Source organism: Candidatus Polarisedimenticolia bacterium (assembly GCA_036004685.1).
Classification (GTDB): Bacteria; Acidobacteriota; Polarisedimenticolia; order Gp22-AA2; family AA152; genus DASYRE01.
In genome coordinates this window covers 51,284-66,512 of record DASYRE010000010.1, presented here as the reverse complement: position 1 = coordinate 66,512, position 15,229 = coordinate 51,284, and the positions used below count along the sequence as shown (strand labels likewise).

The 15,229-nt window shown below is 66.9% G+C and carries 17 protein-coding genes; 2 read left to right on the top strand and 15 right to left on the bottom strand.

Translation table 11 applies throughout. The features are described from left to right. Positions 1-8: 8 nt before the first annotated feature. Genes purQ through VGR67_02495 form a run of 6 tightly spaced genes read right to left on the bottom strand, consistent with a single transcriptional unit; the run spans position 9 to position 4,887 of the window. Positions 9-707 carry a phosphoribosylformylglycinamidine synthase subunit PurQ gene (gene purQ, locus VGR67_02520; GenBank protein HEV8335274.1) on the bottom strand — a complete coding sequence of 233 codons (699 nt, stop codon included), beginning with the start codon at positions 705-707 and terminating at the stop codon, positions 9-11. A gap of 13 nt (positions 708-720) precedes the next feature. After that, the gene (purS, locus tag VGR67_02515) at positions 721-963 is read right to left on the bottom strand and encodes a phosphoribosylformylglycinamidine synthase subunit PurS (protein HEV8335273.1); all 243 of its coding nucleotides are present in this window, start codon (positions 961-963) and stop codon (positions 721-723) included. Further along, a complete protein-coding gene (gene purB, locus VGR67_02510) occupies positions 960-2,282 on the bottom strand; it encodes an adenylosuccinate lyase (GenBank protein HEV8335272.1) in 1,323 nt (440 codons plus the stop codon). The genes purS and purB overlap by 4 nt, the downstream gene beginning before the upstream one ends. A gap of 31 nt (positions 2,283-2,313) precedes the next feature. Next, a complete protein-coding gene (locus VGR67_02505) occupies positions 2,314-3,081 on the bottom strand; it encodes an MBL fold metallo-hydrolase (GenBank protein ID HEV8335271.1) in 768 nt (255 codons plus the stop codon). A 12-nt stretch (positions 3,082-3,093) separates the two neighbouring features. Beyond that, positions 3,094-3,570 carry a dUTP diphosphatase gene (gene dut / locus VGR67_02500; protein HEV8335270.1) on the bottom strand — a complete coding sequence of 159 codons (477 nt, stop codon included), beginning with the start codon at positions 3,568-3,570 and terminating at the stop codon, positions 3,094-3,096. A gap of 51 nt (positions 3,571-3,621) precedes the next feature. Further along, positions 3,622-4,887 (bottom strand): pitrilysin family protein, encoded by a 1,266-nt coding sequence (locus tag VGR67_02495; protein HEV8335269.1) that lies wholly within the window; start codon positions 4,885-4,887, stop codon positions 3,622-3,624. 155 nt (positions 4,888-5,042) lie between these two features. On the opposite strand from VGR67_02495, the gene VGR67_02490 reads away from it, so the two are divergent. Beyond that, positions 5,043-5,180 (top strand): hypothetical protein, encoded by a 138-nt coding sequence (locus tag VGR67_02490; protein HEV8335268.1) that lies wholly within the window; start codon positions 5,043-5,045, stop codon positions 5,178-5,180. A gap of 109 nt (positions 5,181-5,289) precedes the next feature. Further along, positions 5,290-6,399, top strand: coding sequence for a hypothetical protein (locus VGR67_02485; GenBank protein ID HEV8335267.1), 1,110 nt, complete (start codon positions 5,290-5,292; stop codon positions 6,397-6,399). Positions 6,400-6,453: 54 nt separating this feature from the next. Here VGR67_02485 and VGR67_02480 read toward each other — a convergent pair whose 3' ends face one another. The 9 genes from VGR67_02480 to VGR67_02440 are packed head-to-tail and all read right to left on the bottom strand — an operon-like array spanning position 6,454 to position 15,222. Continuing rightward, complete coding sequence (locus tag VGR67_02480; protein HEV8335266.1) at positions 6,454-7,320, bottom strand: type II secretion system protein; 867 nt, start codon at positions 7,318-7,320, stop codon at positions 6,454-6,456. A 14-nt stretch (positions 7,321-7,334) separates the two neighbouring features. Beyond that, complete coding sequence (locus VGR67_02475; protein ID HEV8335265.1) at positions 7,335-8,165, bottom strand: hypothetical protein; 831 nt, start codon at positions 8,163-8,165, stop codon at positions 7,335-7,337. A gap of 31 nt (positions 8,166-8,196) precedes the next feature. Next, entirely contained in the window at positions 8,197-8,628 is a 432-nt protein-coding gene (locus VGR67_02470; protein HEV8335264.1) for a prepilin-type N-terminal cleavage/methylation domain-containing protein, read from the bottom strand. Between the two features lie 4 nt (positions 8,629-8,632). Further along, the gene (locus VGR67_02465; protein HEV8335263.1) at positions 8,633-9,100 is read right to left on the bottom strand and encodes a type II secretion system protein; all 468 of its coding nucleotides are present in this window, start codon (positions 9,098-9,100) and stop codon (positions 8,633-8,635) included. 16 nt (positions 9,101-9,116) lie between these two features. Further along, positions 9,117-11,489: a cohesin domain-containing protein gene (locus VGR67_02460; protein ID HEV8335262.1), complete on the bottom strand. Its 2,373-nt coding sequence runs from the start codon at positions 11,487-11,489 to the stop codon at positions 9,117-9,119. A gap of 46 nt (positions 11,490-11,535) precedes the next feature. After that, positions 11,536-12,237, bottom strand: a complete 702-nt coding sequence (locus tag VGR67_02455) for a hypothetical protein (GenBank protein HEV8335261.1) — start codon at positions 12,235-12,237, stop codon at positions 11,536-11,538. Next, positions 12,237-12,866: a GspMb/PilO family protein gene (locus VGR67_02450; GenBank protein ID HEV8335260.1), complete on the bottom strand. Its 630-nt coding sequence runs from the start codon at positions 12,864-12,866 to the stop codon at positions 12,237-12,239. The genes VGR67_02455 and VGR67_02450 overlap by 1 nt, the downstream gene beginning before the upstream one ends. Beyond that, positions 12,863-14,179, bottom strand: a complete 1,317-nt coding sequence (locus tag VGR67_02445; GenBank protein ID HEV8335259.1) for a hypothetical protein — start codon at positions 14,177-14,179, stop codon at positions 12,863-12,865. Before VGR67_02445 ends, VGR67_02450 begins: the two co-directional genes overlap by 4 nt. Then, on the bottom strand, positions 14,176-15,222 hold the full coding sequence (locus VGR67_02440) for a hypothetical protein (GenBank protein HEV8335258.1): 1,047 nt from the start codon (positions 15,220-15,222) through the stop codon (positions 14,176-14,178). Before VGR67_02440 ends, VGR67_02445 begins: the two co-directional genes overlap by 4 nt. Between the last annotated feature and the right edge of the window lie 7 nt (positions 15,223-15,229).

The window sequence follows — 15,229 nt, the reverse complement described above, 5'->3', positions numbered from 1 at the left end:
GGGCTCACTCAGAAGCGCCGCGGCCCCGCGGCGATCATCGATTCGAACAGCTTCCGGCCGTCGTCGTTCCCCAGGATCTTCTCGGCGCACCGATCCGGGTGAGGCATCAACCCCAGGACGTTGCCCTTTTCGTTCAGGACCCCGGCAATCGCCTGAAGCGATCCGTTGGGGTTCGATTCCTCGCCTAAGGCGCCCTTGGGATCGCAGTAGCGGAAGGCGATCCGCCCCTCGGCTTCGAGGCGCTTGAGCACCGAAGGCGTAGCGTAGTAGCATCCCTCCCCGTGGCCCACCGGCATGCGCAGCACCTGGCCGGGCTGGAAGATCCGGGTGAACGGAGATTCGCGGGACTCCACCCTCAGGTGGAGATCGGCGCAGAGGTACTGCAGACTCCGGTTTCTCACCAGCGCTCCCGGCAGGAGTCCCGCTTCCGTGAGAATCTGGAAGCCGTTGCAGATCCCGAGCACCGGCCCTCCTTCGCGCGCGAAGCGCCCCACCGCCTCCATGATGGGCGAGAGCTTCGCCATGGCGCCGCAGCGCAGGTAGTCGCCATGCGCGAACCCCCCCGGCAGGATCACGCAGTCGCTTCCCGAGAGCGTCTTGTCCTTGTGCCACAGGAAGCTCGCGTCCTGGCGGAGCACGTGCTTCACCACGTGATAGCAGTCGTGCTCGCAATTCGATCCCGGAAAGACGACGATGCCGAACTTCACAGCGAAACTCCGTTCATTCCGCCGTCTCGAACCGGAAGTCCTCGATGACGGGGTTGGCCAGCAGCTCCTCGCACATCGCTTTCATCTTCTTCTCGAGCTGCCCCTTCGGCAGCTTCGGGAGGCTCAGCTCGAGCACTTTGCCCGCCCGGACGTCGGTGACCTCCGTGTGGCCGAGACGGTGAAGCGCCCCGAGGATCGCCTTCCCCTGGGGATCCAGGACGCCGCTCTTGTACATCACGGTGACTTTGACCTTCATCCCGATGTCCCCTTTTCCAAGGCCTGCTCGCCGAACACGCGCCGGAAGATCCGGTCCACGTGCCGCAGCTGACGGTTCAAGTCGAAGCAGCTCTCCAGAGCGGCCGCCGGAAGGTGCGTCCGGATCCCTTCCTGCGACGCGAGGTTGGCGCGGAAGCTCCCCTGTCCCTCGCGGGAGCGCCGGGCGGCCTCCTGGACCCAGAGGTAAGCCTCCTCGCGCGCCACTCCGGCGCGCGCCAGGGCGAGCAGAACCTCCTGGGAATAGATCAGGCCGCCGGTGGCCTCCAGGTTGCGGGCCATCGCCTCGGGATGGACCGCCATCCCTTCCAGGATGCCGCCGAGGCGGTGCAGCATGTAATCGGCCAGGATCGTCGCGTCGGGCAGGATCACCCGCTCGGCGGAGGAATGACTGATGTCGCGCTCGTGCCACAAGGCGACGTTGTCCAGCGCCACGAGCGCATGGCCCTTGATCACCCGCGCCAGGCCGCAGACCTGCTCGCATCCGACCGGGTTGCGCTTGTGAGGCATCGCGGACGAGCCTTTTTGGCGGCCGCCGAAAGGCTCCTCGACCTCCGCCACCTCGGTGCGCTGCAGATGGCGTATCTCGGTGGCCGCCTTCTCCATCGAGGCCGCGAGAATGGCCAGGGCGGCGAGATACTCCGCGATCCGGTCGCGCTGGATCACCTGGTTCGAGATGGGCGCCGGGCGGAGGCCCAGGGCGGCGCAGACCCTCTCCTCGATGTCGGGATCGAGGTGCGCGAACGTCCCGACGGCCCCCGAGATCTTGCCGACGGAGATCGCCTCGCGCGCCCGGACCACCCTCTCCCGCGCGCGGGAGAACTCCGCGTGGAAGAGAGCCAGCTTCAATCCGAACGTGGTGGGCTCGGCATGCATCCCGTGCGTCCTGCCGATGCAGGGCGTCCGCCGGTGCTCCAACGCGCGCCGTTTCAGGATTCCGAGGAGCCGGTCGATCCCGCCGAGGATCCGATCCGCCGCCTCCCGCATCAGCAGGGCGTTCGCGGTGTCCACCACGTCGGACGACGTGAGGCCCAGGTGGATGAACCGGGAATCGGGTCCCACGTGCTCCGCGACGCTCGTGAGGAAGGCGATTACGTCGTGCTGGACGCTCTGCTCGATCTCCAGCACCCGCTCCACGTCGAACGCCGCCTTCGCACGGATCGTCGCGGCCGCCTCCCTCGGGATCTCGCCGGCCTCCGCGAGGGCGTCGCAGACCGCCAACTCCACCTCCAGCCATTTCGCCAGGCGATGGGCGTCGCTCCAGATTTCCCCCATCTCCCGGCGCGTGTAGCGTGGGATCAACGGCGTCTCCTCCCGGGGTCGCCCCCGCCGCTCAGGACTCGATCCATCTTGCCGCCGGATAGGGGTCGGCCACCACCAGGCGCGCCGCCGAGCCCCTGGCGCGCAAAGCCGACTGCGCCGCGGCGTGCGCCAGATGCGGCCGGTTGTTCGTGCGGCTCAGATGGGCCAGGACGACCGTCCGGGTCGATCCTCCCGCCACCTCCCCGAGCAGGTCCGCCGCCTCGCCATTCGAAAGGTGTCCGTGCGGGCCTCGGAGCCTGGTCTTGAGCTCGCGCGGGTAGGGTCCCTGTTCCAGCATCTCCGTGTCGTGGTTCGCTTCCAGGATGAGCGTCTGACAGCCCGCCAGAAGATCGCGAATCGCCTCGGTCGACCTGCCGAGATCGAGGGCGAAGCCGATGCGCTCCGCTCCGGCCTCCACGCGGAAACCGACGGGATCGGCGGCATCGTGCGAGACGCGTGCGGTCGCCACTCGAAAGCTCCCCATGCGGAAGGGCTCGCCGGGCTCGAAAGCGAGCAGCCGGCAGGTGTCGCTCCGCAGTCCGGCGCTCCGCAGCGTCGCCTTCGTCCCCGCGACGATCGTCCGGAAGCGCCCGGCGAACCGCGCCGCTCCCCGGGAATGGTCCCCATGCTCGTGGCTGAGCAGGATCGCGTCGATGCGCGCCGGGTCGACGCCGAGCGCCGTGAGGCGGGCCTCCAGGTCCCGGCAGGAGAAGCCCGCGTCGAGGAGGATCTTCGTCCCCGACGCCTCCAGATAGACCGCGTTCCCTTCGCTTCCGCTTCCCAGGACCGCCAGGCGCATGCGCGCGACTCCTCAGTCGCTTCCCGTGTGCCCGAAGCCTCCCGCGTCGCGCCGGGTGACCGGAAGCTCTCCCACCTCGAGAAGCCTCGCCGGCGCGGTTCTCGCCACGACCATCTGCGCGATTCGATCCCCGCGGCGGATCGTGAACGGCGCCTCGCCGAGATTCACGACCACGACGCGGATTTCTCCCCGGTAATCGCTGTCCACCGTCCCCGGGCTGTTCAGCAGGGTGATTCCGTGCTTCGCCGCGAGCCCGCTGCGCGGGCGGATCTGCGCCTCCGTCCCGGCGGGCAAGGCGATGGCGACGCCCGTCCCGATCAGGGCGCGACCCCCCGGAGGGAGGACGACGGGATCGGAGATGCTGGCACGGAGGTCGAGGCCCGAGGACCCTTCGGTGGCGCGGGCGGGCAGCGGAAGATCGGAGCCGGGATCGATCCGGCGGATCAGGACCTGCACGGGGGAAAGGTCATCGTTTACGGGATGTCCCATCCGAGAGTTCGCCGTCCGGAGTTGGAACGTCTCGGACCCGCCAGGGTCCGCTCAGAATGAAAGATCGTCCTCGGTCAGGCGGAACCGGGAGGTGTTCCCCAGAACCGCCATGGCGCACGCCGAGCGGTCGAACATCATCTCGGCGAGCGCGCGCACCTCCTCCGCCCGCACCCGGTCGATCCCCTCGAGGATCTCGTTCAGGGTGAAGGGACGGTGGAAATAGACTTCCTGCCGCGCCAGGTTCGACATCCGGCTGGAGCTGCTCTCGAGACTGAGCATCAGGCTCCCTTTGAGGTGATCGCGCGCCATCTTCATCTCCCGCTCGGAGGGAGCTTTCTCCTTGAGGACCTTGAACTCCTCCTGGATCAGCCGCACGACCTGCTCCGCCGATTCGGGGGACGTGGCGGCGTAGACCATCAGATAGCCGGTGTCCATGAAGGAGTTCACCGAAGAGAAGACGTTGTAGGCGAGACCCCGCTCCTCGCGGATGTCTTGGAAGAGGCGGCTCGACATCGTCCCCCCCAGCAGGGTGTTGAGGACGTACTCCTGGAACCGGGCCTCGTGGGCCAGCGGCAGGCTTCTCACCCCCAGGCAGACGTGCACCTGACCCAGCTCCTTCTTCTCCTTCACCAGAATGCCCGGCTGCAGTCTCGGCGGGGTCGACACCGGCGGCGGCGCGCCGTTCGCCAGCGGCTCGAAGGCCCGGCGGATCTCGCCCACCAGAGTTTCATGCTCGAGGTTTCCCGTCGCGGTGATGAGCAGGTTCCCCGGCTGGTAGCTTTCCTTGAAGTAGCGCCCGATGATCCCGGGAGTCATCGCCGTGACCGATTCGATCGTACCCTGGATCGGGCGTCCGAGCGGGTGGTCGGGCCACAGGTGCTGGTTGAAGAGATCGTAGACGAGCTCGTCCGGGGTGTCGTCCACCATCCGGATCTCCTCGAAGATGACTTTGCGCTCCTTTTCGATCTCGGCGGGATCGAAGTTGGGGTGGAGCACGATGTCGGAGAGGAGATCGAGCGCCACGGGAAGATGCTCGTCCAGGACCTTCGAGTAAAAGCAGGTGTATTCCTTGGCCGTGAAGGCGTCGATCTGCCCGCCGATCGAGTCGATCGTCAGGGCGATCTCCTGGGCGCTCCGGTTGGCTGTGCCCTTAAATAGAAGGTGCTCAATGAAATGGGAAATGCCGTTCTCGGCGGCCGATTCGTGCCGCGAGCCCTTCTTGAGCCAGACTCCCAGCGAAATCGAGCGAAGATTCGGCATCTTCTCGGTCACGACCGTGAGACCGTTGCCAAGTACTTTCTTTTGAATCAATTCCATTAGTCTTTAGTCTTTCCGGGCGCGGATGTGAGAGGCTGTACGAGGGTTCCCGCGCCGAGGCCCCGGGAACGGAGCCGAAGTATAGCACATCGTCTCCGCTCCCTCTCGGCGGCGCCGAGCCGCTATAATCCTCGACCTCGAAGAAGGAGAGAGCGATGCCCCGTAAGCTCCCGATCGCTATCCTGCCGGTGGCGATCGCGGCGCTTTTTCCCGGCGAATGCCTTCTCGCCGCCCCGGGCGGGGAGCGCGGAGCGCGTCGATGCCGCCGCGACGGGCTCCGTCCGGGCGGATGAATCTCGCGATCCGATCGCGCTGCTGTCGGAGCTCGCCTCCGGGACTTCCCTGAATCCTTCCTCCGGTGCCCCCCATCACGCCACGGCGGGGCGCGGGAGGTGGATGCCGATGCTGCACGGCGCGGCCTTCCTGACCGGGATCGTGCAGAGTGGCCCCCGGGGAGCGGATCGGCTCGTCTCCGCCAACTGGGGAATGCTCTCCGCCGCGCGCCGCGCCGGCGAGGGGGCCTTCATGCTGCGCGGCATGCTGAGCCTCGATCCCCTGACGATCCGCCGCGGTTTCTATCCGCTCCTCTTTCAGACGGGGGAGGAGCACGACGGCGTGCCGATCGTGGACGGCCAGCACCCGCACGATTCCTTCATGGAGCTCGCCGCCGCCTATGCGCGAAGGGTGACGGCGCGAACTTCGCTGCTGCTCTATGCGGCGCTCGTCGGGGATCCGGCGCTCGGCCCCGCCGCCTTTCCCCATCGCTCGAGCAGCGCCGAGAATCCGACGGCGGTCCTAGGCCACCACCTGCAAGACTCGACGCACATCGCCGCCGACGTCCTGACCGCCGGCTGGGATGCGGGCCGCTGGCGGCTGGAAGGGAGCGGCTTCCATGGCCAGGAGCCCGACGATCACCGCTGGGACATCGAGCAGGGGTCGATCGATTCGTGGTCGGGGCGCCTCAGCTTCCGCCCGACGCGCGACTGGGTGGCTCAGGTCTCACGCGGCAGGCTGAAGGATCCCGAGGCGCACGCGCCTGGCGACGTCACCCGCACCACGGCCTCCCTCATTTTCGGAAGGCCGATCGAAGGCGGCGGCCTGGACCTTGGCTTCGTCTGGGGAAGAAACGACCGGCAAGGGGGCTTGCGGCTGAATTCCTACCTGGAGGAAGGGACCTGGAAGTTCCGGGACCGCCATTTTCTCTTCGGCCGGCTCGAGCGCCTGGATCGCGACGAGCTGTTCGCCGACGACCCAGCCCAGGAAGCCGCCTTCGCCTCGGCGGGGATCGAGTCGTTCACGATCGACGCCCTGACGGCTGGATATACGCGGAATCTCGGGGCGCTTCGCAGCCTGGAGGTGGGGCTCGGGGCGGATGCGACGATCTATCGATTCCCCTCGGAGCTCGATCCCTTCTACGGCGGAAGCCCCAAGGCGTTCCACCTCTTTGTGCGCCTGCGGGGTCACGCTTCCCCGTCGGCCGCCTCGATGCCCGGTCACGAGGGGCATCACTGACCGGGATCGGATGTGGCGGGCGCGCCGGCCGGGCGCCGCCAGACGGAAAGGGGCTTACTTCTTGGGTTTCCCGGGAAATCCGATGTTGGGGGCGCTCCCGCCGACCGGCCCGCCTGCTCCTCCGAGGATGGTCTGGGATCCTCCCGGGCCGATGCCGCTCCCCGGCGTCGCCACGGGGGCCAGGGGTTGTTGCTGCGTGTTCTGCCCGTCGCCCGTCTCGAAGATGTTGAAAGCCCATTCGCCGTAGCTTTCGTGGTCCCTCCAGATTCGAAAGCTGCTGGAGAAATCCGCGAGGCTGACGACGCCGACGATCGGTCCGACCGGCTGGCCGGGCGCCGTGACCGATTTGTCCGACAAGTCGGAATCCTGGGAATCGCGGGCGGGCCCCGCCGTAAAGGCCGACCCGCCCGACTCGTAGGCAAATCTCTTCTCCTTCGCCGTGTTCTGGATCGAAGAAGTGTGCAGCGCCTTGTCGAGCTTGCTCGGGCTCAGCCCCTTGCCCAGATCCTCCAGCCCCTCCACCCCCTCCTCCGGGGGCGGCGGAGCATTCGGATTGATATAGCCCTTCCCGGAGGGATCGGCGAGGAGGATTCCCCACTTCCCCTCCGGAGGGCTCATCGGATCGCGGAACAACTTCCGGATGTAGCGGAGTCCGCGCGGGCCCGGCTCGGCCAGGCTCTCGAGCGAGGTGGGGAGCGCACCCCCGTGCTCCTTCTGGTAGAGCCGGATCGCCTTGACGTATTGATTGCCCCGGAAGATCAGCTCCTTCTCGTTCTCCCGCCTCTGGACGGTGCTCCACTGCTGGACGGCCGCCGCCAGCATGATCGCCATGACGGTCAGTCCCATCATGACGATCAGAAGCAGGTGGCCCGACTCTCCGGAGTTCCGCCCTGGGGGTCCCGTGGTGTTCTTGAAAAACATTTCCGCCCTTCTCCTCACTGAATTGCGATCGTGAAGGTCAGCGGTGAGCTTTCGGCGCCTCCCGTCGTGAAGGCGACGACCTGGACTCCATCGCACTTGAAATTCGTGCACTTGGTTGAACAATCATTGAGGTTGGCGGTGAGCGTCGTGCGCGCGATGCCGTCGGGATCATCGGTGACGGGCTGGGAGGGCTGGAAAGCGCCGGTGAAAGAGTTCGTGCCGGTGGCGTTCTGCAGTCTGAATTGGATCGAAAGGTTCGGAATTCCCTGGCCATGATCGTCCAAGACAGTGGCCAGCAGGCAGATGTGATCGTCGCAATTGTTGATCTCGAGCGGAGTCGTCGAGCACTCCGGGTCATCGCCGCTCGTGTCCTGTTCCAAGGTAATTAGGCTGATGTTGGCCGCCGTGACCTGAAGACTCAGGCTTCCTAGGGCCTTCCCGGACCGGGCATTCACCGTGCTCGACGCACCGCTGATGAGCCTGACATGGGCGTTCCCGAAGTCGTCGGTTCGGATGGGGATGTTCGCGGCGGGCTGAGGATTATCCGTCGTTCCAGTGAACAGCAGACCGGCTGTATTGGTGAAGCGCACGTCCTGGTCGGCCATCGGCACCCCCACGGCGCTGCTCACCGTCGCTACGATATCGGAGGTCCCGCACTTGGAGACGCTCAGGAGTGCAAGGCACACGGGGCTATCGCTGGTGACGATGGTGGATGGTGTCGCCGCCAAGTCGATCGTGGCTCCTTCGGGGGCGACCTGATCACCCCGATTGCAATTGGCCAGCGCCAGGAAACCCGCGGCCAGAGCGGCCAAGAACAACGATGTGCGGTGCTTCATGAGACCCATCCCCCTTTCCCGACCCTTCTGAGACATTATCTCACCATTCTGAATAAGTGGTTCCATCCAGCGCCGTGCTGGTCGAGCCGCTGTGGACGTCGTAGACCCCCCCCGCCTCCTCGCTGCCCTCCTCGCCCGAGTCGGCCATCTCGATCTGCCAGGTGTCGGACGACTCGGTGAAGGGATCCACCGGGATCTTGCGTAGGTAGCCTTCCTCCACCAGCGTCTCGAGCGTTGCGGGGTATCTCCCTTTGTCTGAAAAGTACTGATCGATGACGTCCCGGAGCGTGTACAGGTCCTCCTTGAGGACCGCTTCCTTGGCCTTGGTGGGGGTCTTCGTGAAAGTCGGGACCACGATGGCCGTGAGGATCCCGATGAGCGCCACGACGATCAGCAGCTCCAGGAGCGTGAAGCCCCCTTCCCCTGAATCCGCCGCCCGCGGCCGATTCCTCGCGCCACCTATGGACTTCACGACTTCACCAATCCTCGTATTCGGTGCCGTCCAGCGCCTTGCCGGAATGCAGCGTGTAGACGTCGTAGACGTTTTGCCTTCCCCAGGAATGAGAGTCGGGCTCGTCCTGGTACGAGCGGAGCCCCCATTCCGCCTTGTGCGTGAAGGGATCGACCGGAATCCGGCGAAGGAACTTGAACTTCTTCGTGGTTCCCACCTGGGGCACGCCCTTCACCAGCGTGTCGAGATCCGGCGGATACCCTTCCGAGTCGAGTCCCTCCTTCTCGATCTGCCCCGTGTCGGAATACTGCTTGTAGAGATCGATCGCCTCGCGCATCGTCCGGAGGGTCCGTCTCAGCTCCAGCTCCTTCTGGCGTTTCAGCGTGACCTTCGCCAGCGGCATCACCGCCCCCGCCAGGATCAGCAGCACCGCGATGACGACCAGGACCTCGATGATCGTCAGACCCTTCGTTTTTCCTCCTCGAAGCTTCACCGCGTCTCATCCTTCGCTACTGGATGCTGACCTGGACCACCGGTCCGAACTGGGCCGGCAGCGGCAGTCCGGACGGATCGAGAACCGACGACTCCTTGAACGAAAGCGTGGTGTTGCCGGTGGCGACCGCCTGGAACGTCAGGGTGCAGAGGACGCCGTTGCCGCTGACCCCGGTCGGCACCCCCAGGCGCGCCAGCGCCACGAAGACTTCATTGAGGGAGGAAGCCTGCGCGTTGAAGACGGTCGAAGCACCGTCGCGCTTCAGGAACTCACCCTCCTCTCCCTTGACGAACTGGAGGATCTTCGGATCGTAGGCGACGTGGAAGGGAGCGCTTCCCACTCGCGTCCCCTGGTTGAGCAGCACCTGCACCTGAATCGTGTCCCCGGCGTGGCTGAGGAAGCTGGTCGGGCTGAAAGTGACGAAGGCCTGCGCCGGCGGCTGCGGCGTCGGCGGCGCCTCCCCCTTGGAGATCGCTTCCTTGCTGCCGAATCCATCGCTCGGCGGCGTGCCCGGCTCGGCAGGCTGCGGCTCGATGCGTCCCGCCAGCGGCGCGCCCGGAACCATGACCCCCAGCGAGGCGCCCGCCGCGTCTTCTTCGCGGCTCTCCTCTTCGGAGCCGTCGGGCTCGAAAGGCGCCCCGAACGGGCTGGTGCGCGACACGCCGCGGAGCCCCACGTCCTGGTCGGTCCCGATCCACAAGGGCTTGAGGTCGGTGGCGGTGATGTCGGGGATCCGGATGATGTGGGGCGTCAGGGTCAGGACGATGTCGGTCTGCTGGACCGTCGTCTCGGTGCTTCCGAACAAGCGCTTGAGGACCGGGATCTGGGTCAGACCCGGCACGCCGCTTAAGGAGGTCCTTTCCTCCCGGCGGATCAGCCCGGCGAGGAGGTTGGTCTCGCCGTCCTTCAGACGTATCTGGGTCTCGATCTCCCGGGTCCCGATGATCGGCTGCGTGACGCCGCCGCCCGCGTTGACGGAGCCCGCAAGCGACGAGAGCTCGACCTTGAGCTTGAGCGTGACTTCCTTGTTGTGGTGGACCCGCGGCTCGAGGTCGATGTTGATCCCGACGTTCTGGTAGGTGAAGGAGGTGATCGGCACCACCGTGCCGCCGACGGTCTGCGTCGTGTTGAACGTCGTCGTGGGGATCGGGATCCGGTCGCCGATCTTCACCGACGCCTTCTCCCCCTCGGAGACCCGCAGCTGCGGCTTGGCGATGACCTGGGCGTCGGCGTCGGTGAGCAGGAAGTTCAGGATCACGGCCGGGATAGGGCCGACGCTGTAGTTGCCGAGCTGATTGAGCAGCCCCAGGTTGTTCAGCGGGACGGAGGTTCCCCCGGTGTAGCCGATCGTCAGGGACTTCCCCGTTCCCCCGCTCGATCCCCCGGTCAGATCGATCCCGAGGTTCTGCAGGAGGTTCCGGTTGAACTCCAGGAGCTGCACGTCGACCACCAGCTCCGCCTTCGCCTTGTCGTTGGCCTCGATGATCTTCTCGGCCACCTGGACCCGATCCGGAGTGTCGCGGATCGTGATGGCGTTGAGCCGGTCGTTCTGCGCCAGCTGCCGGGCGTCGAGCAGGGAGCGCAGCAGGACCTGAACGTCCTTCACGTCGGCGTTGCTCAGGTAGAAGGTCTGGATCACCAGATCGTCGTATTCCTTGTGCTTCTGCTGGTTGTCGTCGGCGATCATGATCGTGTTCTCGTCCCAGATCTTGTAGAAGTGCTTGTTCTGGGCCATCAGGATCTCGAGCGCCTTGGCGAAGTTCACGTCGACCAGATCGATGTTCACCTTCTTGTTCAGATCGACCCGCTCGTCGTAGAGGAAGTTGATGCCGCTCGCCTTGCTGAGGGCGTCGTAGACGTTCTTCGCCGTCTCGTCCTTGAACTTCAGGACGATCGGAATGTTCGATTTCGGGTTCAGCCGCGGCGTGACCCGTCCGGCGAGCCTGGCCCGCTCCTTCATCTTCTCGATGTCGGACTGCTCCTCGCCCCGGCGCCGCTGGTATTCCTTGATCGCCTTGTTCAGCTCGTCGGCGGCGTACTGGTTGTTGGGATCGAGGAAGACCGTCTGCTGCAGCTCCGCCATCGCCGGCTCCAGCTGCCCCGCAGCCAGGTACTTCTTGCCGCGATCGAAGTGCTCCTGGGAGGCGCGCAGCCGCGCCCGGGCGAGCGCCACCTTGTACTGCGTGTTCCCGGGACTCTGGGAGAGCGCTTTGGAGAAAGCGAGGACCGCCTGGTCCCAGTTTTCCGCCTCCGCGAGTTTCTCACCTTCATGGAAGGCCTTGGAGGAGGCGCAGGCCGCGGTGAGGAGGAGCGTCAGGAGCAGGAGAACTCCGGAGAGCGCGCGCGCCCTCCGCAGCTTCCCGGAGGTTGCCCGGCTTCGCTTGGTCATCGCGTTTGCCTCGCTGGGTCGCCCGTTGCGAAAAAAAGCCCCCGCGTCACGGTCCCATCCGGAGTTTCTGATACTGGTCCGCGAACTGGGGGTCTACGTATCCGATCTTAACCCAGTCATAGCCTATATCGAGCACTTTGAATTGTTTCTCCACCGTGTCTCCGACGCGGGCCAGGATCACGTCCTGCCCGCTGTACAGCACCGCCATCCGGTTCTCCGCCGCGCCCAGCACCCCCGAATAGCGCAGGGAGATCGCCGGCGGCGAGGGGCGCGGCGGGGGCGGGGGAGTCTGCCCGAACGGCAGGCCGGTCGAGGGATCGATGGGGGGCAGCTTCGCCCGCGCCTCCTCGTCGGCCTTCTGCCGCAACAGGTTCTCCTGCTCCGCCCGGATCGCCGCCTGGCGCGCCGCCTCGGCCTGCCGCCGCGCCTCGTCGATCCGCGCCAGCTCCTCCGGACTCGGCGGAGGGGGCGGAATGTTGCCGTAGCGGAAGATGTTTCGCTGGGTCGGATCGTACGGCGCCTTCCCCTCCTGCAGCCGGTCCAGCATGACGCTCGGGAGCTTGACGGAGGAGAGCTGCGCGAGCGCCTTGGTCACGGCGGCAGGCGGGGCCGTGACGAAGACCGCCTGCTCCCCGGCTCCCGCCTCGGAGCTCCCGGCGCGGTAATAGAGGAAAAAGGCCAGGGTCGCCACCAGCACCCCCCCCAGAATCAATTCGCGCCGGTGCTTCTGCAGGTCGAGCGCCGGCATCACGTCTTCCCTGCCGGCTTCGCGGCCGCCGGAATCGTCTTCAGCTCGGGGGCGTTGAAAAAGGTCGAGAGCTGGATGTTCAGGTCCAGCAAGGCTCCTCCCTCCTTCGAGCCGCCCAGCGTGACGCTGTCAATCGTGAGGAAGTTCTGCGAGTTCTCGATCTTGCTGATGAACTGCCGGAGATTCCGGTAGTCGCCCGCCAGCGGCACGCCGATGGTGAACCGCACCAACCCCACCTTCTCCAGGAACTCGGGCTGATAGGCGATGCTCTCGGGATCCATGCCGAGCGACGCGGCGATGGCCCGCACTTCCCTCTGGATGCGGATCATCCGCGCGTCCTTGGTGCCGAGCAGATCGTTGTAGAAGATGTCCACTTTCCCCTTCTCGCGGCCGAATCGTCGATCGAGATCCTTCATGATCCCGACCCGCCGGGAGAGCTCGCTCAGGCTCTGGGTCAGCGCCTCCACGCGCCGCTGCTCCACCGACTCCCGGTGGATTCGGGGAAGGCTCATCGTCAGGTAGAGGATCAGGTTGAGCCCGGCGACCGCCGCCAGGACGAGGGCTAGACGCAGCTTCTCCTCGCGGATGTCGAACCGCGAGGACAGGCCCCCGAAGGGCGCCGCGCTCACGGCTGCTCCTCCGGAGGGGGATTCTCCGGCGGCGCCTCGTCGCCCGGCGTGTCGTCCGGCGCCGGCTCGACCTCGACCGGCGGCTCCTCCAGAGGCTCGCCCCCCGCCTTGAGGGCGAGACGGTAGGCATGCGGCCCCTCCTGGTTGATCTGGCAGTCGAGCAGCTTGGCGAGCTGCTCGACGATCTGCACCTCCTCCTTGTCGTTCAGGTCGATCGTGACTCTCTGTCTCAAGTCCAAGTCGCCCGAGAACAGAAACGTCATGCCGCGGTTCTTCATCAAGTAGTCGAAAACCGCCTGAACGGGCTGATTGGTGAAGCGGGCCGCCGCCTCCATCTCCGCCGCGCGGTGCGCGACCCGGCCCATCGGGCCGCCCGCTCCCCGCTCGCGCGCCCCTTTCATCTGCCCCGGCTTGTAGGCGGGCCTCCCGGCTCGAGGTGGGGGCTGGCGCGTGGCGGGCCCGGGCGCCGGAGCGGGGGGCTTCTCGGTGGCGGCGCTCTTTTCGCCGCCGGCCGGAGGCGCCGCCGGGGTGACGGCGGGCCCCGGCGCCGGCTTGCTCTCGGCGGGAAGGGGCGCGGCCGCCGCCGACACGATCGGCGGAGTAGAGACCACCTTCGGAGGCGGAGCCGGCGGGCTTGCCGCGGGAGCCGGCGCCGGAGCGCTCGCGTCGCCGCTGGCCGGGCCGGCGGGGGCCGGCTCCTTCGGCGGAATCGGCTCCTTCTCCGCCGCCGTCACCGATCCGGCGGCCCCGGGGCTCTCGGGAACGTAGTCGAATTTCAGGGAGAACCGGAGATCCTGCCCTCGCTGCTCCCGCCGCTCGCTCCCCGGATAGATCCGCGCGAAGTGGAGGTCGCGGATCAGGTTCTCCTCGAACTGGAGGAGCCCTTCCTGATCCTTCGCCGTACCTTCCGCGACAATCGAGATCCCGTCTGCCTGGATCTCGGGACGGATGGCGGTCATCATCACGGTCGGCGGAACCACTCCTTCGAGCCGGTTGAAGAGGCGCGTCCACGAGAAGGTCCGGCGGCGGATCGCGTCGTTGGCGAACTCCGACTGCACCGCCAGTCCCTTGAAGTCGAGCTTCGTCAGCTTGACGCTCAGGAGCCTCTCGTCCCGGGCCAGCGAGTCCCGGCGCTGCTCCTTGGAGGTGAAGTCTTGGCGGTGCTGGCGCATCGTGCTCCCGTATCCGAGGAAAACCCAGACGTTCACGACGGTGAGCGCCGCCAGGGTCAGCGCCGCGAAACCGAAGCCCGTCCAGAGAAGGGTGTTGTTCCGGAAGGGGCGCGTCGCCAGATTGATGTCGATCGCCCTCACGCCGGCCTCCCCATCGCCGCCCCCAAAGCGGGAGCCAGGCGCTGCCACCTCGGATCCGCCGGATCCGCGCCCGCCGGAAGGACGGCCGCGCGGGAAGGATCCAGGGGGCGCGCTCGGCACCCCATCTCCTCCTGGACGATACCCAGGACCACTGCCGGATCTCCCTCGACCACCCGCACCACCGCCTCGGAGAATCCCGCTCCCGCAAGGTGCTCGCGGTAGTAGGCCGCGCAGGAGGCCATCTCCCGCCGCAGCGCGCCGTGCAGCCGTTCCGGCAGCGCCCGCTCCTCCTCGGCGAGCGGCTTGCAGCGGTAGAAGTTCAAGAGTCCGTTCCGGAAGTAGAGGACGGTGAGGTAGCCCGAGGCGGCGTTGACGAGGGCGCGATCCCCGGCCTCCTCCCCGTCGGTCCCGCCGGTGCGGGCGAGGAGGTTCGCGAGATTGAAGCTCTCCAGGTCTACCAGGCCGGGAATCCGATCCCGGGCGCTGAACAGGCGCTCGAACTGGAAGAGGACCGGGCGCTGAATCAGGACGGCGAGGAACTCCGTCTCCTCGCCGTCCGCGTCGGAGAGGAGCTGAAAGTCCAGGGAAGCCTCCTCCACCCGGAAGGGAAGGACCTTCTGCATCCGGAAGCGGATCAGGTCGGCCACCTCCTGCCGCGTCGCCGGCAGGCGGCCGAACCTCAGGAGCGACACCCGCGCGGCCGGGTCGGGCAGCACCACGGAAATCCGGCTCTCCCGCGGCGCGACCGTCGCGAGCACCGACTCGATCGCCCGCGACAGGGGCGTCAAATCCAGGAGCTGGGAAGGTCCCGTGAAGGAAAGCGAGGCGGCGCCCGGGATTTCCGCCTCGGCGTGTGCCACGACCCTCGGGCGCTCCGCCGATCCCCTCTTTCCCGGCGCCGAGCCGCCGAGACGCACGGCGGAGACGTGTCCCGCCGACACGTGGGCCGCCGTCGAAGGCAGGCGGGGCCTCAGGCGCGCCGGCCGGGGGCCCGGCGCCAGGCCGAGTCGCTGAACCACGCTTTCCCAAGACGGCAGGGGCACGTTCTCC